The following is a 19,274-nucleotide window of genomic DNA, read 5'->3' on the forward strand; positions in this document are numbered from 1 at the left end:
TTATCCCTGTTTCGAGCGCGCAATAGCCTCGCCCGACGCAAACGGCAAGGTGTCGGCCTGCGGATAGAGCCTTTCCAGCGCCGAACCGATCATCTCGAGCCCCACCCGGGCGCCCTCTCGCGACACTGGCAAATGCCTTCCCGTCGTCCGCGACGCCTTACGTTCGATAAAGAAACAGCTCGCACCGCGCGGCGCCGCGTCATCGATCAGTGCCACATCCGCTGCGATCAGCCTCTTCTGATCACTGCCGGCAGGCGGTGCTTCGTAGCTCCTCGCCAGGACGCGCGCCCAATAGGTGCAGGAAAGGAAGATCGCCAATGTCCGGCGGATCTGGCCGGGTCGCGTCACCACCGACCAGGAGGAGCCAAGCGGGCGGGCCGCCACCGTCACGTCGCGGTAGCAGGCATCGATCTTCTGCGATAGTGCGATCAACTCGAAACCGCCCTTGCCCTCGCCGATTGCGCCGAGTAGCTCGCGCAGCGCCTGGAACCAACGGGCGAGCGCAGCATCGAGCGCGCCGCGCGTGCGCGCCGGGAAAACGACGAAAGCAACTGCCGTTCCGGCCGCCGCGCCGATCACGGTCTCCCCGATGCGCAGTTTGAGCAGATCAAGCGTCAATACGCCGGTCATGCCGTAGACCAGACAGAGCACGATCGAAATGAAGAAGGTCATCGTCGCGTACGAAACCTGCAGGAAGTAGAAAGCGAGAAAGATGCATATGGCCATAACCGGGATAGCGATATCAGGCTCGCCCGAAATCAAGGTCGCCAGGACGAGGCCCATGGCGATGCCGAACACCGTGCCGAGCGAACGCGATAAAGCTTTCATGGCTGTGTCGCCGCGCGAATTGGTGTTGGTAAAGACAAGGAAAGAGGCAAGCACCGCCCAAAACCAGCGCTCGCGCGACAAGAGCAGACCGAAGCCCATGGCGATCGCCGAGGCGAGCGTGATCTGCAGCGCGGAACGCAGCAGCGGATTGGCCAGCGAAAAATCGATCGCCTGAGCTTGCGCTGTTTCCTTGGCCGCATCAATGCCGGAGAAACCGGAAGCCCGTCCCGTGTTGATCGCCTCGGTCAGTTGCCGCCGCGCTTCGCCCAGCCAGAGCAACGCCCGTATGGTTTCGCCCTGCGGCTGATCCTTGATGGCCTCGGTCGTTCCCTCATATCTTTCGAGTTCTGCCGCATCGGCCTCGATCACCGCGTGAACGAGTGCAAAGGGCGGCGGGCTCTGGAAGCTCAGCACGATAGCGCTTTCGGCGGCAAGATGCGCATCGAAGAGCCGGATCGCCAGCTCTGCAGCGGGATTGGAAGCGCCGTCGAAGACGCCCGCTGATGGGCGCGGGATGAAGGTCTCGGCCATCAGCACCACTTCCTTCAGCCGGTCTTCCAGCTGGCGCAGTTCCTGCCGGTCGGCATCGCCGATGTCGCCACTGGCGGCAAGGGCAGCGAGCTTGAAGAGGATCTGATTGATCCGCCCGCTGACACTTTCGAGCGAGCGCAGCAGATCGCGCCGCCAGTCATCAGGTAGAAGCACCGCCCTTACCACATGGCCGACAAGCACGGAAACGACCGGCCCGATCGCCACCTCAGGCAGTTCGGCAAGCGGCGGCTGGAAATAGGCCCCCATGAAATAGGAGGTGAAGGCGAACATTCCGATCGCAAAGCCGCGCGGCCCGAACACCCGGCCTGCCGATGCGAGCAGGATGATGACGAGAAAAACGAGATCGGAGAGAACGCGCTGATCCTCGAGCCCTGCGGCAATGGCGACGACAACAAGGCTTACGGCACAGCCGAACAGCCGCGTCACCAGCTGGCGCGCATTACCCTTGTCGCGCACCGCCACCCCACCTTCGATCGACAGTACGATGCCGAGGCCGAAGGCCGCCGTCGGCAGCGGCAAGATGAAAGCCTCTATGGCAAGCAGGATCAGGAATACGAGGACAATGGTCAGCGTCACCCGCGAGGCCATGCGCAGGCGCGAAAGCGCCGGATCATTGGCAAGCAGCCAGTCGCGGAACTGAAAGCGGGAAAACAAATGCATGAGCCCCTCATGCCATGAAGCATCGATAGATACCGCCGCGGGAGCGGAAATCAAACCGCTGACGCGCCCCCCGATGCGATCGGATGTCGCCCGCTTACTGGCCCTTGGCGATCAGCATCATGGTTTCCTTGAGCGAGGTCGGCCCCTGCCCCTCTTCACCCTGAACCATGATGTCGTCGATGACGGATTTGCCGTTCTCCTCAATCACCTCGAAACGCACAGTCGTGACGTCATCCTTGTTGGGGGCGCCTTCCATGCAGGTCGCCGCCTTGAATTTCACGGTCACCTCTGTCGTGCCGTTTGCCGGCTGGCCGCTTTCGATGGAAAGGTCCTGCAGCGGACAGGCATCCTGGCCGTTGACGATCACGTCATAGTCGAAGGGCGAAATGCCATCCTCGTCGGCCGCCGGGTTCTGGGCGGCTACTTTGTATTTGTCGCCGAAGTCCTTGCTGTAGAGCCGGCCGAGTACGCTTTCCTCGAAAATATCGATCCAGTCACTGACGTCGCTCGCCCAGTTCGTCTGCGTGTCCTTCATGATTTCCTTGACCGGCTCGGTCGCATCGGCTGCAAGCAAAAGCCCAGGTGCGACAGACACGGCGGCAATAAGGCCGGCGAACAGAACGGCGATCTTCTTCATGGCAAAATGTCCGGGACTCAGGCGGGCTTATGCCGCGGAGGTTAGCCAATTTCCGCCACTTGGCAATGGCGGCAAAAACGTGATGTCCCTGCCCGTTGCAGCTTTGCGTTCCCGGCTCACAATGCTATAGCGCTCCGGATTACATCACCCAGCCGGGACAATATCCCCTTCCAAGCTTAACGAGGCAGATACATGAAGAAGATCAAGGTCGCCAATCCCGTCGCCGATCTCGACGGCGATGAAATGACGCGCATCATCTGGCAGCTCATCAAGGATAAGCTGATCCATCCGTATCTCGACCTCGACATCGACTATTACGACCTCTCGGTCGAAAATCGCGACGCCACCAACGACCAGGTCACGGTCGACGCCGCCAACGCCATCAAGAAGTACGGCGTCGGCATCAAGTGCGCGACGATCACGCCGGATGAAGCCCGCGTCAAGGAATTCAACCTCAAGGAAATGTGGAAGAGCCCGAACGGCACGATCCGCAACATCCTCGGCGGCGTCATCTTCCGCGAGCCGATCATTTGCCGCAACGTGCCGCGCCTTGTCCCGGGCTGGACGCAGCCGATCGTCGTCGGCCGTCACGCTTTCGGCGACCAGTACCGCGCCACCGACTTCAAGTTCCCCGGCAAGGGCAAGCTGACGATCAAGTTCGTCGGTGAAGACGGCACCGTCATCGAGAAGGAAGTCTTCAACGCGCCGGGCGCCGGCGTTGCCATGGCCATGTACAATCTTGATGAATCGATCCGCGAATTCGCCCGCGCCTCGATGATGTACGGACTGATGCGCAAGTGGCCAGTCTACCTGTCGACCAAGAACACCATCCTCAAGGCCTATGACGGCCGCTTCAAGGACATCTTCGAGGAAGTCTACGAGACCGAATTCAAGGATCAGTTCAAGGAAGCCGGCATCACCTACGAACACCGTCTGATCGACGACATGGTCGCCTCGGCCCTGAAGTGGTCCGGCGGGTACGTCTGGGCCTGCAAGAACTACGACGGCGACGTCCAGTCCGATACCGTCGCCCAAGGTTTCGGCTCGCTCGGCCTGATGACCTCGGTTCTGCTGACGCCTGATGGTAAGACGGTCGAAGCCGAAGCCGCCCACGGCACGGTGACCCGCCACTACCGCCAGCATCAGAAGGGCCAGGAAACCTCGACGAACTCGATCGCATCGATCTTCGCCTGGACCCGCGGCCTCGCTCACCGCGCCAAGCTCGACGACAATGCCGAACTCGCCAAGTTCGCCTCGACGCTGGAAAAGGTCTGCGTCGACACCGTCGAATCCGGCTTCATGACCAAGGACCTGGCGCTTCTAATCGGCCCCGATCAGCCGTGGCTCTCGACCACCGCTTTCCTCGACAAGATCGACCAGAACCTGCAGAAGGCGATGGCGTAAGCCAGCCGTTTCGGGATAGCATTGAAACGGCGGGGATTTCCCCGCCGTTTTCATTTTGGGAGAACCGCAGATGACGGCGTCCGTGCGCCCGCTCGAACCCTCTGATCGTACCGCTTGGGAGCCACTATGGAAGGCGTATCAGCGCTTCTACGAGGTGGTCATCCCTGCCGAAACCACGGATCTCACCTGGGCCCGCTTCCACGATCCTGACGAACCGATGCACGCGCTCGGCGCCTTTGATGAAGACGGCCGCCTCGTCGGCATCGTGCATGCGATTTTTCACCGCTCCTGCTGGCTGCCGCAATGGACCTGCTATCTGCAGGATCTCTATGTCGCCGATACCCAGCGCGGCCTCGGCACCGGTGCCGCACTGATCGATGCGGTCGCCGCTCTTGCGCGCGCAAACGGCGCAGGCCGGCTCTACTGGATGACGCACGAAACGAATGCAACGGCGCGGCGGCTGTACGACCGGATCGCCGAACGCTCAGGCTTCATCCAGTATCGCAAAGCTCTCTGACGATCGGACTTGCACAAAGACCCCACCGCGCTATTGATTCCGGGCGACGGCAATGCCTGACCAGCACGACAACAGGAGGAGGAATGTCATGGCCGAAGAACTGGTATTCTACACAAACCCGATGTCGCGCGGCCGCATCGCGCGCTGGATGCTGGAGGAGATCGGCCAGCCCTACCGCACCGAACTCCTGACCTTCGGTGAAAGCATGAAGGCGCCGGAATATCTCCGTGTCAATCCGATGGGCAAGGTGCCGGCAATCCGCCACGGCAACACCGTGGTCACCGAATGCGCGGCAATCTGCGCCTACCTCGCCGAGACCTTCCCGGAAAAGGGGCTGGCCCCAAGACCGGAGGAGCGCGCCAGCTATTACCGCTGGATGTTCTTTGCTGCCGGTCCACTGGAATCGGCGGTGACGATGAAGGCGCTCGGTTTCGAAATTCCGACGGAGCGCCTGCGCATGGCCGGCTGCGGCGGTTTCGGCGACGTCATGAACACGCTCGAAATGGCCGTTTCCGGCTCGACTTATGTTACCGGCGAGCGCTTCACCGCCGCCGACGTCTATGTCGGCGCGCATATCGGCTGGGGCCTCGGCTTCGGTTCCATCGAAAAACGCCAGGCGTTCGTCGATTACTTCGGCCGCGTCAGCGAGCGTGACGCCTATAAGCGCGCCAATGCACTGGACGACGAGGCCGGCAAGACGATGCAGGCCGCCTGAGCGTTCAGGCACGATCGACGACGCGGCAACTCCGCCGCGTCCTCGCGCGAGCTCAGGCAAGCGGCATGTGGATTTCTGTCAGCAGCTCGGTTGGCGGCACGTCGCGTGGGTTGTTGAGATATTCCTCGAACATAACGCTGTCCTTCAACTGCCGTCCTGATTTGGGCAGCCATTCCGCATAAAGCCACTGATAGGCCTTGTGCATGTCGGCATAGGGACCTTTGTGACGCAGCACGGCATAGGTGCCGCCGTCGATCCTGCGTCTCTCGAACGGCGCTTCGGCCGGAACGTCGGCGGAGCCGGTTACACAGGCGATCGAGCGCAACTGTTCGGCCGGCACGATATCGGGATCGTCGAGATAGACACCGATTATCCTCATGTCGGGCCTGGCGAGGCCGCGGGCGTAAAGTGTGCCGAACAATGTCTCGAAGGCTTTGCCGATCTGCATATAAGAGCCGGTATGGGCGACGCCGATCAGCTCGGTTGGTGCGATCTCACGTATGGTAACGTCGAACATGATTTGGATCTTTCCGTTAGGTGAGGGTTTAAAGGCTGTGTGGCTTCCCTCTTTTCGATAGCGGGCCGGCGGCATGCCGTAGACCGACTTGAAAATGCGATTGAAGGATTGGAGATTGGGATAGCCTGATCGTTTCGCAATCTCACTGACGGCAAGCTCCGTGCCGACGATCTCGCCCGCCGCGCGATGCAGCCTCAGCCGCTTGACGGTGGCCGCCAGCGTCTCGCCATAAATCGCCCGGTAGATCCTGTGCCAGTGATAGCTCGACAGGCAGGCGATCTCAGCCAGGCGCTCCATATCCAGCTCCTCGTCGAGGTGGTCGTGAATATAGGCAGAAACCCGTCTCAGACGGCTTTCATAGAGTGCCCATGCCGTTTCGCCATTCATGTCAAACCTCATGCAAATCGATCGGCTGCAACAAAGCATAGCCCGATTTGATAAATCCTGCGGACTTGCGGGCGCTCCGGAGCGCCAACGCCATCACCCGCTAAGCGAGGGCTAGGAAATTGCGCTAGGTTGACTTTCCCTACCCAACTGGCAGCTTTCGCAGGGAATGGTTGATATTCATAATGTTGGTCGCTCTGAGCAAGTGACTTGAGGATTAAATCAGAACCCTGAGAAAATGCACGCTATCGTAAATCAGTCAAATCCACAGGCATACAATGAAGTTTCCACTTGGTAAGACTCTACTTTTCGGAATATTAGTGTCATCTATATTTTTTATACTGCTTATCTATATTTATGGAGAAACTCTCCAGCACATAAGAGCCCGGAAGAGCAGACGATGGATATATTAAAAAAATACCTTACGGAATCCGGAGAAGTCGACCGATTGCGTTTTGCGACTTGCTTCAGAATCGAAGAGTCAGAAATCGATCCAATTCCAAACGTCAGCTTCTTTATTGGGTGCGAGATAAAGAAACCGCTTTCGGCAGAACCGATTGCTCTCTCGGTGGCGTTCGGTGTTCGCGGGCAGGTTGAATTTATGGATATGGCGAGGGGCGAGAAATAGCGGGGTTTAGGTTCGCAACTCCTCTGACGAGTGTTGGACGACAGGAAACGCGGAAGTATTGGGAAGCCGGCAACGAACCATTGTCTACTTTGATATGCCGGCTCCGCCGCGCCTCTCCTCACAATTCCTGTGCCCGTCACAGAAATCTAGCCACCGCGCCTCTGCGCGGTGAATGAACCTATGCGACATTGAAGAGAGTCTCCCGCGCCCAAGGATGCGGGCGCGCTGGATTCCTGTGACAGGAACGAGGAGCGCTGGGGGAACCACGAATGAAGAACAAGCCTGTCAGCAAACAAAGGCGGAAGCCGAGCTTCCGCCTTTTCGAAACTTGGGAATGAACCGGCAGCTCACCCGGCGAGTGCTACGGCCACTGCCTCGATCGCTTCATCTGCCTTCGATCCATCGGGGCCGCCGGCCTGGGCCATGTCGGGACGGCCGCCGCCTCCTTTGCCGCCGAGGGCGGCAGAGGCGATGCGGACGAGATCGACAGCGCTGTAGCGCTCGATGAGATCAGGCGTCACCGCGACGACGGCGCTTGCCTTACCGTCATCGGACACACCGATCAGCGTGACGACGCCGGAGCCGATGCTGGTCTTGCCATCGTCGGCGAGCCCCTTGAGGTCTTTGGGATCGACGCCCGATATCGACTTGCCGAGGAACTTGACGCCGGCAACCTCGCGCACGGCATCGCCCGAGCCGCCCTGCCCGCCGCCCATGGCGAGTTTACGTTTGGCATCGGCCAATTCTTTCTCGAGCTTGCGTCGTTCATCGATCAGCGCTTCGACGCGCGACAAGACTTCCGACGGCTGCACCTTGAGCGACGCCGCGAGCATCTTCACGCGTTCGTCCTGCTCGGCAAGGTATTCACGCGCCGTTTCACCGGTCACGGCTTCAATTCGGCGGACGCCGGCGCCGACTGCACTTTCGCCGAGGACACGAACCAGGCCGATCTGGCCGGTCGCCGACACATGCGTACCACCGCAGAGCTCGACCGAGTAAGGTTTGTCGGTCTTCGCGCCGTGCAGACCCGTGCCCATCGAAACGACGCGCACCTCATCGCCGTATTTCTCGCCGAAGAGCGCCATCGCGCCTTCGGCGATCGCGTCATCAACGCTCATCAGGCGGGTCGTGACGGGCGCATTCTGCAGCACGATCTCGTTTGCCATGTGCTCGACGACCTTCAACTCCTCGGCCGACATCGGCTTGGGATGCGAAACGTCGAAACGCAGGCGCTCGGGCGCAACCAGCGAGCCCTTCTGGGCAACGTGCGTACCGAGTACTTCGCGCAGCGCCTCGTGCAGCAGGTGGGTTGCCGAATGGTTGGCGCGCAGGCGCGAACGGCGGGCGTGGTCGACAGTCAGAACGACAGCATCGCCGGTCTTGAATGCACCTTCGACGACAGTGCCGGAATGCACGAAGAGACCCTCGCCCTTCTTCTGCGTGTCCGATATCTCGATCTTGCCGTGGTCGGAGGAGATGACGCCGGTATCACCCATCTGACCACCGGATTCTCCGTAGAACGGCGTCTGGTTGACGACGATCTGCACCTTGTCGCCGGCCTTGGCTTCTTCCGCCACGGCGCTGTCTTTGACGATCGCCTGCACCACGCCTTCAGCACTCTCTGTGTCGTAACCGAGGAACTCGGTTGCGCCATGCTTTTCCTTAAGCTCGAACCAGACGGTTTCGGTTGCCTTCTCGCCGGAGCCGGCCCAGTGCGAGCGGGCTTCGGCCTTCTGGCGCTCCATGGCATCGGTGAAGCCAGCAATGTCGACGCCGATCTCGCGAGCGCGCAGGGCGTCTTGCGTCAGGTCGAGCGGGAAGCCGTAGGTGTCGTAAAGCTTGAAGGCGGTCTCGCCATCCAGCATGTCGCCCTTGTCGAGATCAGCGGTCGCATCCGAGAGCAGCGACAGGCCACGCTCCAGCGTCTTGCGAAAGCGGCCTTCTTCGAGCTTCAGCGTCTCCGAGATCAGCGCCTCGGCGCGCACGAGTTCCGGATAGGCGCGGCCCATCTCCTGCACCAGCGTTGGCAGCAGCTTGTACATCAGCGGCTCATTGGCGCCGAGAAGCTGGGCATGGCGCATGGCACGACGCATGATACGGCGCAGCACATAGCCACGGCCCTCATTCGACGGCAGCACGCCGTCGGCAATCAGGAAGGCCGAGGAGCGCAGATGGTCGGCGATGACGCGGTGGCTGGCGCTGCCTTCCGCCTTGACTCCTATCGTATCCTCGATGGTGCCGGTCAGCGTGCGGAAAAGATCGGTATCGAAGACGCTCTGAACGCCCTGGAGGATGCAGGCCATGCGCTCCAGACCCATGCCGGTGTCGATCGACGGACGCGGCAGCGGATTGCGAACACCCGGCTCGGTCTGCTCGAACTGCATGAAAACCAGGTTCCAGAATTCCAGGAACCGGTCGCCGTCTTCCTCGGGCGAACCGGGAGGGCCGCCCCAGACATTCTCGCCCTGGTCGATGAAGATTTCCGAGCACGGGCCGCAGGGGCCGGTATCGCCCATCTGCCAGAAATTGTCGGAGGTCGGGATGCGGATGATCTTGTCGTCGGAGAAACCGGCGATCTTCTTCCACAAAGCCGCGGCTTCCTCGTCTTCGGAATAGACGGTCACCAGCAGACGATGCTTCGGCAGGCCGAACCCTTCGGTCACCAGCTTCCAGGCAAGCTCGATCGCATTCTCCTTGAAATAATCGCCAAAGGAGAAATTGCCGAGCATTTCGAAGAAGGTCAGGTGACGCGCGGTATAGCCGACATTGTCGAGGTCGTTATGTTTGCCGCCGGCGCGCACGCACTTCTGCGAAGTTGTCGCCGTCGCATAAGGACGTTTCTCAAGGCCGGTGAAGACGTTCTTGAACTGCACCATGCCGGCATTGGTGAACATCAGCGTCGGGTCGTTGCGCGGCACGAGCGGACTGGACGGAACGATCTCGTGGCCGTTCTTCTTGAAATAGTCGAGGAAGGTCGACCGGATATCGTTCACGCCGCTCATTCTATGCCCTTCAATGCGGCCCGAGGCCGGTAAATACAAATCCATCGGCTTTTAACGTTCGCCTCCGCCACTGTCCAGCAGACAAACAAAACCGGCGGCATTCTGATGAGGGAATGCAGCCGGCTGAAATATCAGATCAAGTTCAAGCGCGAAAATTACATTTCCGCGGCGGCATCGCCGTCATCGGCATCCGGACCGCCATTCTGCAGGAACCGGTCGGCGATCAGACCGGCATTCTGGCGCAGCGCCAGCTCGATTTCGCGGGCGAGATCCGGATTGTCGCGCAGAAAGGTCTTGGCGTTTTCACGGCCCTGGCCGAGACGCTGGCTGTTATAGGAGAACCAGGCGCCTGACTTCTCGACGATACCGGCCTTGACGCCGAGATCGACGAGTTCGCCCGTCTTCGACACGCCTTCGCCATACATGATGTCGAACTCGACCTGCTTGAAGGGAGGCGCCATCTTGTTCTTGACGACTTTGACGCGGGTCTGGTTGCCGACCACCTCTTCGCGCTCCTTGACCGAGCCGATGCGGCGAATGTCGAGGCGCACGGAGGCATAGAATTTCAGCGCATTGCCGCCCGTCGTTGTCTCAGGCGAACCGAACATGACGCCGATCTTCATGCGGATCTGGTTGATGAAGATCACCATGCAGTTCGACTTGGAGATCGAAGCGGTCAGCTTGCGCAGCGCCTGGCTCATCAGGCGGGCTTGCATGCCCGGCAGACTGTCGCCCATCTCGCCTTCGATTTCGGCCCGCGGCGTCAGAGCGGCGACCGAGTCGACGACGAGAACGTCGACGGCGCCGGAGCGCACCAGCGTGTCGGTGATTTCGAGCGCCTGCTCGCCGGTGTCTGGCTGCGAGATCAGAAGGTTCTGCAGATCGACCCCAAGCTTGCGGGCATAGACCGGATCGAGCGCGTGTTCGGCATCAACGAAGGCGCAGATGCCGCCCTTCTTCTGCGATTCCGCAATGGTCTGCAGCGCAAGCGTTGTTTTGCCCGAGCTTTCCGGCCCATAGATTTCAATGATACGGCCCTTCGGCAGGCCGCCAATGCCAAGCGCGATATCGAGGCCAAGCGAGCCCGTCGAAACCGTCTCGATCTCGACAACGTTCTCGTTGGAACCGAGTTTCATGATCGAGCCCTTGCCGAACGACCGCTCTATCTGTGAGAGTGCCGCTTCAAGCGCCTTGCTTTTGTCCACCGATTTGTCCTCTACCAGCCGCAATGAATTCTGAGACATCCGATCCACCTTTAGGTTATTGAAGCCGCTCAAGCAATGTCGAGTTTGTACCCGATTTGTTCCATTCCCGCAATAGGCGTACAAACATTTGAAAGAGAAAGGCAAAACGGTCCGTGTTCTACTTTTGTTTTATCGATGCAAAGCAACGGCTTAGACCATATAAGCCGGCTTTGTCGCAGCCAGGCGGAACGCTTCGATTCGCCCTTCGCGGGTTATGAGAGCGGGTGAGTTGATGAAAAAGATTCTCGTTCTCGGCGGTGCCCATGTCGACCGGCGTGGCCGCATCTCCGGCGAAACGGCGCCAGGCGCCAGCAATCCCGGCACCTGGTTCGAGGAGCCGGGCGGCGGCGGTTTCAATGCGGCGCGCAACCTTGCAAGACTGGGCTTTCACGTGACGATGATCTCGCCGCGCGGCGGCGATCCCTTCGGCGAAATGGTCGGCGAAGCTGCCGATTTCGCCGGCATTGACGACCGCCCCTTCGTCTTCCTCGACCGCAAGACACCGAGCTACACAGCGATCATCGAGAACAACGGCGACCTCGTGATCGCCCTTGCCGACATGGATCTCTATCGGTTCTTCGTGCCGCGGCGCCTGTCCATCCGCTGGGTGCGCGAGGCCTTCGCCGCCCATGATTTCATTCTCGTCGACGCCAATCTGCCGGAAGAGACGATCGCGGCGATTGTCGCCAAGGCGAACTTCCTGGCCAAACCCGTCGCGGCCATCGCCATCTCGCCGGCCAAGGTGGTCCGGCTGAAACCCTGCATTGGAGATATCGACTATCTGTTCCTGAACGAGGCCGAAGCCGCTGCCGTTACCGGCGTGCAGCCGGAGGATTCGGGCGGCTGGCTGCCGCTCCTGAACGAGATCGGCATCAGAAACGCCGTTGTCACCCGCGGCCGGCGCGAGCTCGTTGCGATTTGCAAAGACCGCGCCGTGGCGCTGCAGCCGCCAATCGCCGATACCGTCGCCGATGTCACGGGCGCCGGCGATTCCCTTGCCGCCGGCACGCTCGCCGCCTTGATATCAGGCCTGCCGCTTGAAGAGGCCATTCGCCACGGCGCGGCGGCGGCAGCGCTCACGGTGCAGTCGCGGCACGCCGTCAACGAAAATCTGACGCCGGACCTCTTGAATGAGGCGCTTGCCCTTGTTCCCGAGGTCAGAATTCTACATTGAAGCGACTGAATTAAAGAGTTGAGCATGATGCCGTTCGAGAGCCGCCACGCTTTTCGCTATCATGCTCTGCCGATCACAGGACAAGATCATGACCAAGCCCATCTCCCCTCTTCTGCCGATCGCCTATTCGAAGGAGGTCGCCAGCGCCAAGCAGCGCGGCGCGCCGCTGGTGGCGCTGGAATCGACCATCATCACCCATGGCATGCCCTATCCCGGCAATATCGAAATGGCGCGCAGCGTCGAGACGATCATTCGCGAACAGGGCGCGGTGCCGGCGACGATCGCGGTCATCCACGGCACGCTGCATATCGGCCTTGAAGCCGCGCAACTGGAGCAGCTTGCCAAGGCAACCGAGGTGATGAAGGTGTCGCGCGCGGATCTTGCCTTCGCGATCGCCGAGCGCCGCACCGGCGCCACCACGGTCGCGGCGACGATGATCGCGGCGGCCCGCGCCGGCATTCGTGTCTTTGCCACAGGCGGCATCGGCGGCGTGCATCGCGGCGCCGAGGAAAGCTTCGATATATCAGCCGATCTCGAGGAGCTAGCGCGCACCGGCGTTATCGTCGTCTGCGCCGGCGCCAAGGCGATCCTCGACATTCCGAAGACTCTCGAAGTGCTGGAGACCCGCGGCGTGCCTGTGGTCACCTATGAGAGCGAAGAATTCCCCGCCTTCTGGTCGCGCTCCTCAGGCATCCGCAGTCCGCTGTCGCTGAACAGCCCAGCGGCCATCGCCAATTTTCAGACGGTGCGCGAGCAGCTCGGTATCGACGGCGGCATGCTCGTCGCCAATCCGGTGCCGGAAGCCGACGAGATCGCGCGCGAAGAGATGGAGATCTACATCGAGCGGGCCTTGGACAGTGCCGAACGCGACGAAGTGACCGGCAAGGCGGTGACGCCCTATCTGCTCTCGACCATCTTCGACCTGACGGACGGCCAGAGTCTCAAGACGAATATTGCGCTTGTTGAAAACAATGCGCGGCTGGCGGCAGAGATTGCCGTGGCGCTGGGGGAGTGAGGCCTACGGGGCTGGCCGGAACCGCCTTGCCCAGATAGGTGGTGCCGTTCCAGCCCCCTCTGCCCTGCCGGGCATCTCCCCCACAGGTGGGGAGATTACAAGCTGCGAAATCTTCGGTTCACATCAACGTTTCGCCAAGCTGCAATGGATACTTGGTTGGGGAAGCCGCTGCGCCCAGCCGATCTCCCTCCTTGTGGGGGAGATGCCCGGCAGGGCAGAGGGGGGTGCGGCACGGCACAGCGTGCCCTCCAACACTCACTTCCCTCACCCGTCCAGCGTCTCTTTCACCACAACAGCCAATTGCTTCAGCGAAAACGGCTTCGGCAAAAATCCGAATTTCGCATCCGGCGGCAGATTGCGGGCGAAGGCATCCTCGGCATAGCCGGAGACGAAGATGAATTTCAGATCGGGGTAGTTCTTACGCAGCTCCCGCAGCAGCGTCGGGCCGTCCATTTCGGGCATCACGACATCGGAAACGACGATGTCGACCTTGCCCTCAAGCTCCTCCATGATGCTCAGAGCCTCGACGCCCGAGCCCGCCTCATGCACGGTGTAGCCGCGCGTTTCCAGCATGCGCTTGCCGCCGCGGCGCACCGCTTCCTCGTCTTCGACGAGAAGGACGACGGCCGAGCCGGTCAGATCCTCCGGCTGCTGCGCGGCCACCGCGGGCGCGGCTGGGACTTCATTGATCGCGTTGTCGATCGAACCCGCCTCCGCGGCAATCGCCGGCTCAGGGATGTGGCGCGGCAGGAAGACCCGGAAGGTCGTGCCTTTGCCGACTTCGGATTCCGGCTGGATGTAGCCGCCAGACTGTTTGACGATACCGTAGACCATGGCGAGACCGAGCCCGGTGCCCTTGCCGACATCCTTGGTGGTGAAGAAGGGCTCGAAAATCTTGTCCATGATCTCGGGCGCGATGCCTGTACCGGTATCGGCGACTTCGACCAGCACCATGTCCTCGGCCGGCATGTACGAATAGTTGAACGTCGCGACGTCGGCTGCGGTCAGATTGCGAGTGCGCAACGTCAGCGTGCCGCCGTCGGGCATGGCGTCGCGCGCATTGACGCAGAGATTGATCAGCACCTGTTCGAACTGCGAAAGGTCCGTTTTGACGGGCCAGAGATCGCGGCCATATTGCACATCGAGCTTGACATTGGTGCCCGAGAGCAGCCGGTCGACCAGCATGCGCAGGTCACCGACGACATCGGTGAGGTTCAGCACCGAGGGCCGCATCGTCTGCTTGCGCGAGAAGGCGAGCAGCTGGCGCACCAGCACCGCGGCGCGGTTGGCGTTGCGTTTGATCTCCATCAGATCGGCGAAGCTTGCATCGGAAGGACGCGCCTGCAGCAGCAGATGATCGGAAGAAAGCAGGATCGCCGTCAAGACGTTGTTGAAGTCATGCGCAATACCGCCGGCGAGCGTTCCGACAGCGTTCATCTTCTGCGTCTGCGCCATCTGCGCTTCCAGCGCCTTCTGCTCGGTCACCTCGACCGCATAGACGATCGCCGCCTCTTCTGGCGCTTCGTCGCTCTGATCGATGACGGCGTTGACATAAAAGCGGAAATAGCGCGCCTCGTCGGTCGGCGTGCGGGTATCGAGTGGCGGGATGTCACCCTGCCGGTCCTTGGCGGCCGTCAGCGCCGCGGCCAGTTGCGGCCGGTCGCTCTCCTGCACGATGGTTTCGAGATACGGCGCCTTTTCCAGGTCGTCGCGCGAGACGATGCCGGAGAACAGCTTCAGGAACGGCGCGTTGGTGCGCAGGATGCGTCCGTCGCCGTCGACCGAGGCGATCGCCATCGGGGTATTGTTGAAGAAGCGGGTGAAGCGCATGGCCGCAGCCGAAGCGGACTGGCCGCTCTCGCTGCTCTTTCCGCGCGCCAGCACGATCGTCCGGCTTTCGCCGGGCGCGCCGTCGCGCATCGAGGTGACGCTGTGGAGGATCTGCACCGGCAGACTCTGGCCGTTGGTTTTGCGCAGATCGAGATCCAGCGTCACGGTTTTTTTCAGGCCGGGCTCGGCCTGCACCGACTGGATCAGCGCCAGCCCCTCGCCCGCCACCAGGTCGCCGATCGACATCGAGCCCGGCAGGAACTTGGTCAGGTCGAGACCCAGCCACTCCGCAAGCGTCGCATTCAGGTAGAAGATCTCGCCCTTCCTGCCGGCGGAGAAGAAGCCGGCCGGCGCGTGGTCGAGATAGTCGATCGCATTCTGCAGCTCTTTGAAGAAGCGCTCCTGATCGTCGCGTTCGGCGGTGATGTCGGTGATTTGCCAGATCTGCAGCGGCTTGCCGCCATCATCCTCCGGCTGCAGCAGCCGCACCTTCAGCCGGTACCAATGCGCGCCCGAGCTGTTGCTGCCGGGCCCGACGGCGCGCAGCAGGCGGAATTCCTCCCGACCCTCCTTGCCCTCGCGCAGACCATTGACCAGCCGGTAGAGCGCCTCGTTGGATTCACGGTGCCGCGACAGCAGCGTTTCCAGCGTCTGCACTTCTGTTGCCTTGCGCGCGCCGGTCAGCGCGCCATAGGCGGCGTTGGCATAGATGATCCGGCCCTTATCGTCGGTGATCAGCGTGCCGTCCGGGTGGCTGTTGAGGAAGGTGCGCGCCAGGCTGTCGGACTGGCGCTGCGGCATCACTTCGATGAAGCCGATAACGGAAGATACCAGGAAGAAGATGCCGACCATGGCGAGAACGCCGAGACCGCCGAGCACCATCTCGTTGTCGAGCGATCGCTTGAAGACGACAAAAGCCCCGGCGGCCGCGATCAGCACGAGCGCCAGAAGAAGAATGCGCAAAACCGTGCCAGAACGCCCCCCACGATCCACAAGCGGTGCGTTATAGTCGTCGACCTGACGCGGTTTCGTCATATATTCCTCGCATAAGCCCCTCCCACCTCGTAGCACGAACAAGAAGCGGGAATCAGGCGCTCTTTCCTTCTTAGCAATTTGCCACGCCGGCAAAAACACCGGTCGCCGGCAAGATCGCTTGAATTCACAGGCAAGAGCGCCATCTGCGCCTGATGCCCGCGGCAAGTGCTCGCGCCAAGCCGGCAGCTGCAATTCGGCATAACACGAAATCGCCTTCGTGCATGACTGGACAGGACCGGCTGCCCTTGCCTAAGGAACGGAAAAGTCGTCAATATGTGCCGAATGTGAAATGGAGTGAGTGACTATGTTCGATGATCTTGTCGCAGCCTATGGCAGCCGTTTCCTGCTTGCGGCCGGTGGCGTCGGCCTGGCGCTCCTCCTGCTCATTCTGGCACTCTGGCTGATGCGAGGCCGCGCCCCGTCGCCCTTCGTACGCGGCGGCCGCAACCGTCAGCCCCGCCTGCAGGTGCTGGATGCGGCAGCCGTCGATGCCCGCCGCCGGCTGGTGCTCGTGCGCCGCGATGATGTCGAGCATCTTATCATGATCGGCGGGCCGACCGATATCGTCATCGAAAGCCGCATCCTCCCGGAGCCGGCCGAACAGCCGGAAAGCCTCTCACGCCCGGAGTCTGCCGCCGAGCGGCCGATTGCAGTCCCGCGGCCGGAAACACCGCCTGTTTCCGCCGCCCGTGCGCCGGTCACCCCCGCCGCCGAGCCCTCCTTCACTGCGCCTGCCGCCGCGGAGCCGCGGCCGCGTCCCGAGCCGCCGGCACCACCCACCATGCCGCCGCCGGTGGCCACCAGCCCTCTTCCGCCAGAACCCGCGACGACACCTCTATCGGCCGAACGCGACCAACCCCTACGAGCTGTCCCGCCCCAGGCGCGCGAGCCGGAGCGTCCCTCTGCTCCCGCCGGTGTGCAACCGGCATCGTTCCGCGATACCGCAAGCGCCGCCGAAATCCTGGATGCCGCCCGCCAGCGCGTGCTGCCGCAGCAGCGCATCGAGCCCGAGGTCTCCGCCCCGGACATGCCCGCGCCCCGCGCCGCAGCCGCTACGGCCGAGGACGATGCGGCTGCGCAATCGGCAGCGGCGATCCGCCGTGATTTCCAACGGGTGCTGGAAGAGGAAATGTCGAACAATCTGACCGCCGAGCGCATCGTGCCGGCCCCGGCAAACCAGGCCGCTCGCCAGGCCGCACCGCAGCCAGCCAACCTGCCGCGCCGCGATCCCGAGCTTGCCCCCATCACTGGTGCCGACACCGACCTGCAGAAAGAAGTTGCCCGCATCTTCGGCGAAATGAGTGTCAATCGCGACAAGTAAGACAACGCTTACATCCGGTTGCCGTCGCTCAGCCTTCGTCATGAAGTTGCATAAAAGCCGCAATGCTGCGGCTTTCACGTCACCGATGCCTCGGGGACTCCCTATCTCACTGATCATTTGCTATCGATCAGGCTGAAGAGCGTTGGCGCATTCGAGGTAGACTTTGCCTAAGTAAATACCGGTCTCACCCCAGTTTCACCCGTATTGTCGCAAGCGACGCGCTGGCGGCATGCGAACATGTTCATCGGGTGGTGGCGAGAGACCGGTTTGGCATTGTTACAACTTGCCATGTGCAGCTCCGCTGTCTCAGCTCTTCAGCCGCCCAAGACATCGCCATACCGCGCCCGCAAGGGTTTTCTCATGCACCATCTTGGTGGACTTCCGAATGGAAGACCAAGACGATATGTGCAAGACACTTCGGGTCCGATGGACCATCACTCCCAAGACGGCGCCCCAGCCATGGATCGCCTGCGGCGGATGCGGGGGCCTCAGAGCTTTCCGATCCAGCGGCAAGATCCGGCTCAATGCCAACGGTCGCAAGCTCGACGCCTGGCTGATCTACAAATGCCTGATCTGCGACAGGACGTGGAACCGACCAATCTTCGAACGCCGAAATATCCGAGACGTCGATCCGATGATTCTCGACGCGCTGCAGTCCAACGACCCGGACTGGATTCGGGCGGAAACCTTCAATCTTGATGCGCTGCGGCGCAAGTCACAGCGCGTGGACGAGTTCGCCGAATTCGAGATCGCCAAGGAAATTCGGCACGAGACCGAAGGCTGGACGAGCCTGGAAATCGAACTAACGGCCCCGTTTCCAACAAGCCTACGCCTGGACCGGTTGCTGGCCGGCGAGTTGAAGATATCACGCTCCCGCCTGCAGGCTCTTCACGATCGGGGCCTCTGTCGAACGGAACCCGAGCGGGCCGACATCATGAGGCGGCGGATCATGAATGGCACCCTCGTCACAATCGATCTCGCCACGCAGGCAGAGCGGGAGCCATTCTGGAAAGCTCTGGCGACCGACTCTTTCCCGTAACCGCCTCTTCGACACGCCGGAGATGGCTCAACAAAAAGCGCCGCGGTCGGATCGCGGCGCTGAATGTGTCTCATCTCTGCATGGGAAAGATCATTCGTCGCGGTAGACCTTTTCGCGACGTTCGTGGCGTTCCTGCGCCTCGATCGACAGCGTCGCGATCGGACGGGCGTCGAGACGCTTGAGACCGATCGGTTCGCCGGTTTCCTCGCAATAGCCGTAGGTGCCGTCTTCGATGCGCTGCAGCGCCGCGTCGATCTTGGAGATCAATTTTCTCTGCCGGTCGCGGGCGCGAAGTTCGATCGCCCTGTCGGTTTCCGACGACGCCCTGTCGGCGAGATCGGGATGGTTTGCGCTTTCCTCGGCCAGATGGTCGAGTGTTTCGCGCGCTTCTCTAAGGATATCGTTTTTCCAGGCGACCAGCTTTGCCCTGAAGTAGGCACGCTGGTTTACGTTCATGAATTCTTCCTCTTCCGAGGGAACGTAATTGCTAAGATCGATCTTCTCACTCAACGCGATTCTCCTGAAGAACATCTCATCTGGCGGGGTGTATATCCCAAGCGCTAGCCGCGATTCAAGCCAAATACGACAGCTAAACAGATTTTTAAATCTGTTACAATTTTCGGCTAACGGACTATTTTCTCATGATTATTCGCGTTCGCAATTTTCGTTTGGTCTTCAAAACGCCGTGTTGTCGGCCACGTTTTGGGCCGTTGCGGCATGGCTGGCGGTTGACGGCGGATGATCGCAACCGCTACTGAAAAGACCCGCCGAT

The 19,274-nt window shown here is 61.2% G+C and carries 15 protein-coding genes; 8 read left to right on the plus strand and 7 right to left on the minus strand.

Features of this window, described 5'->3' with window-relative positions; all coding sequences use genetic code 11:
• Both AMK00_RS11855 and AMK00_RS11860 read right to left on the minus strand, forming a co-directional pair.
• Positions 1-2,040: an FUSC family protein gene (locus AMK00_RS11855; protein ID WP_064810486.1), complete on the minus strand. Its 2,040-nt coding sequence runs from the start codon at positions 2,038-2,040 to the stop codon at positions 1-3.
• Positions 2,041-2,134: 94 nt separating this feature from the next.
• On the minus strand, positions 2,135-2,677 hold the full coding sequence (locus AMK00_RS11860) for a hypothetical protein (RefSeq protein WP_064810487.1): 543 nt from the start codon (positions 2,675-2,677) through the stop codon (positions 2,135-2,137).
• 192 nt (positions 2,678-2,869) lie between these two features.
• On the opposite strand from AMK00_RS11860, the gene AMK00_RS11865 reads away from it, so the two are divergent.
• The 3 genes from AMK00_RS11865 (at position 2,870) to AMK00_RS11875 (ending at position 5,313) form a co-directional block, all read left to right on the plus strand.
• Complete coding sequence (locus AMK00_RS11865; RefSeq protein WP_020921416.1) at positions 2,870-4,081, plus strand: NADP-dependent isocitrate dehydrogenase; 1,212 nt, start codon at positions 2,870-2,872, stop codon at positions 4,079-4,081.
• 70 nt (positions 4,082-4,151) lie between these two features.
• Positions 4,152-4,598, plus strand: a complete 447-nt coding sequence (locus tag AMK00_RS11870; RefSeq protein WP_064810488.1) for a GNAT family N-acetyltransferase — start codon at positions 4,152-4,154, stop codon at positions 4,596-4,598.
• Between the two features lie 88 nt (positions 4,599-4,686).
• Positions 4,687-5,313 (plus strand): glutathione S-transferase family protein, encoded by a 627-nt coding sequence (locus AMK00_RS11875; RefSeq protein ID WP_064802942.1) that lies wholly within the window; start codon positions 4,687-4,689, stop codon positions 5,311-5,313.
• A gap of 52 nt (positions 5,314-5,365) precedes the next feature.
• Here AMK00_RS11875 and AMK00_RS11880 read toward each other — a convergent pair whose 3' ends face one another.
• Complete coding sequence (locus AMK00_RS11880) at positions 5,366-6,217, minus strand: AraC family transcriptional regulator (RefSeq protein ID WP_064802944.1); 852 nt, start codon at positions 6,215-6,217, stop codon at positions 5,366-5,368.
• 397 nt (positions 6,218-6,614) lie between these two features.
• On the opposite strand from AMK00_RS11880, the gene AMK00_RS11885 reads away from it, so the two are divergent.
• Positions 6,615-6,842, plus strand: coding sequence for a hypothetical protein (locus AMK00_RS11885; protein WP_064802951.1), 228 nt, complete (start codon positions 6,615-6,617; stop codon positions 6,840-6,842).
• Positions 6,843-7,189: 347 nt separating this feature from the next.
• Here AMK00_RS11885 and alaS read toward each other — a convergent pair whose 3' ends face one another.
• Positions 7,190-9,844, minus strand: a complete 2,655-nt coding sequence (alaS, locus tag AMK00_RS11890) for an alanine--tRNA ligase (RefSeq protein WP_064810489.1) — start codon at positions 9,842-9,844, stop codon at positions 7,190-7,192.
• A 155-nt stretch (positions 9,845-9,999) separates the two neighbouring features.
• A complete protein-coding gene (recA, locus tag AMK00_RS11895) occupies positions 10,000-11,088 on the minus strand; it encodes a recombinase RecA (protein ID WP_011425583.1) in 1,089 nt (362 codons plus the stop codon).
• 229 nt (positions 11,089-11,317) lie between these two features.
• On the opposite strand from recA, the gene AMK00_RS11900 reads away from it, so the two are divergent.
• Complete coding sequence (locus tag AMK00_RS11900; RefSeq protein WP_064810490.1) at positions 11,318-12,262, plus strand: carbohydrate kinase family protein; 945 nt, start codon at positions 11,318-11,320, stop codon at positions 12,260-12,262.
• Between the two features lie 88 nt (positions 12,263-12,350).
• Positions 12,351-13,277: a pseudouridine-5'-phosphate glycosidase gene (locus AMK00_RS11905; RefSeq protein ID WP_064806159.1), complete on the plus strand. Its 927-nt coding sequence runs from the start codon at positions 12,351-12,353 to the stop codon at positions 13,275-13,277.
• A 264-nt stretch (positions 13,278-13,541) separates the two neighbouring features.
• Here AMK00_RS11905 and cckA read toward each other — a convergent pair whose 3' ends face one another.
• Entirely contained in the window at positions 13,542-16,142 is a 2,601-nt protein-coding gene (gene cckA, locus AMK00_RS11910) for a cell cycle histidine kinase CckA (RefSeq protein ID WP_064802957.1), read from the minus strand.
• A 304-nt stretch (positions 16,143-16,446) separates the two neighbouring features.
• On the opposite strand from cckA, the gene AMK00_RS11915 reads away from it, so the two are divergent.
• Together AMK00_RS11915 and AMK00_RS11920 are read left to right on the plus strand one after the other, a co-directional pair.
• The gene (locus AMK00_RS11915; RefSeq protein ID WP_189636962.1) at positions 16,447-17,463 is read left to right on the plus strand and encodes a flagellar biosynthetic protein FliO; all 1,017 of its coding nucleotides are present in this window, start codon (positions 16,447-16,449) and stop codon (positions 17,461-17,463) included.
• A 403-nt stretch (positions 17,464-17,866) separates the two neighbouring features.
• Complete coding sequence (locus AMK00_RS11920) at positions 17,867-18,502, plus strand: DUF1062 domain-containing protein (RefSeq protein ID WP_064810491.1); 636 nt, start codon at positions 17,867-17,869, stop codon at positions 18,500-18,502.
• A gap of 90 nt (positions 18,503-18,592) precedes the next feature.
• On the opposite strand, the gene dksA is transcribed toward AMK00_RS11920, so the two are convergent.
• Positions 18,593-19,012: an RNA polymerase-binding protein DksA gene (dksA, locus tag AMK00_RS11925; RefSeq protein ID WP_008525884.1), complete on the minus strand. Its 420-nt coding sequence runs from the start codon at positions 19,010-19,012 to the stop codon at positions 18,593-18,595.
• Positions 19,013-19,274: the final 262 nt, after the last annotated feature.

The sequence above is a fragment of the Rhizobium sp. N621 genome (genome assembly GCF_001664325.1).
GTDB classification, from domain to species: Bacteria; Pseudomonadota; Alphaproteobacteria; order Rhizobiales; family Rhizobiaceae; genus Rhizobium; species Rhizobium esperanzae.

Coding starts and splice junctions, on each gene's coding strand:
- AMK00_RS11855 (WP_064810486.1), bottom strand. CDS start 2,040: ATGCATTTGTTTTCCCGCTTTCAGTTCCGCGACTGGCTGCTTGCCAAT.
- AMK00_RS11860 (WP_064810487.1), bottom strand. CDS start 2,677: ATGAAGAAGATCGCCGTTCTGTTCGCCGGCCTTATTGCCGCCGTGTCT.
- AMK00_RS11865 (WP_020921416.1), top strand. CDS start 2,870: ATGAAGAAGATCAAGGTCGCCAATCCCGTCGCCGATCTCGACGGCGAT.
- AMK00_RS11870 (WP_064810488.1), top strand. CDS start 4,152: ATGACGGCGTCCGTGCGCCCGCTCGAACCCTCTGATCGTACCGCTTGG.
- AMK00_RS11875 (WP_064802942.1), top strand. CDS start 4,687: ATGGCCGAAGAACTGGTATTCTACACAAACCCGATGTCGCGCGGCCGC.
- AMK00_RS11880 (WP_064802944.1), bottom strand. CDS start 6,217: ATGAATGGCGAAACGGCATGGGCACTCTATGAAAGCCGTCTGAGACGG.
- AMK00_RS11885 (WP_064802951.1), top strand. CDS start 6,615: ATGGATATATTAAAAAAATACCTTACGGAATCCGGAGAAGTCGACCGA.
- alaS (WP_064810489.1), bottom strand. CDS start 9,844: ATGAGCGGCGTGAACGATATCCGGTCGACCTTCCTCGACTATTTCAAG.
- recA (WP_011425583.1), bottom strand. CDS start 11,088: ATGTCTCAGAATTCATTGCGGCTGGTAGAGGACAAATCGGTGGACAAA.
- AMK00_RS11905 (WP_064806159.1), top strand. CDS start 12,351: ATGACCAAGCCCATCTCCCCTCTTCTGCCGATCGCCTATTCGAAGGAG.
- cckA (WP_064802957.1), bottom strand. CDS start 16,142: ATGACGAAACCGCGTCAGGTCGACGACTATAACGCACCGCTTGTGGAT.
- AMK00_RS11915 (WP_189636962.1), top strand. CDS start 16,447: ATGTTCGATGATCTTGTCGCAGCCTATGGCAGCCGTTTCCTGCTTGCG.
- AMK00_RS11920 (WP_064810491.1), top strand. CDS start 17,867: ATGTGCAAGACACTTCGGGTCCGATGGACCATCACTCCCAAGACGGCG.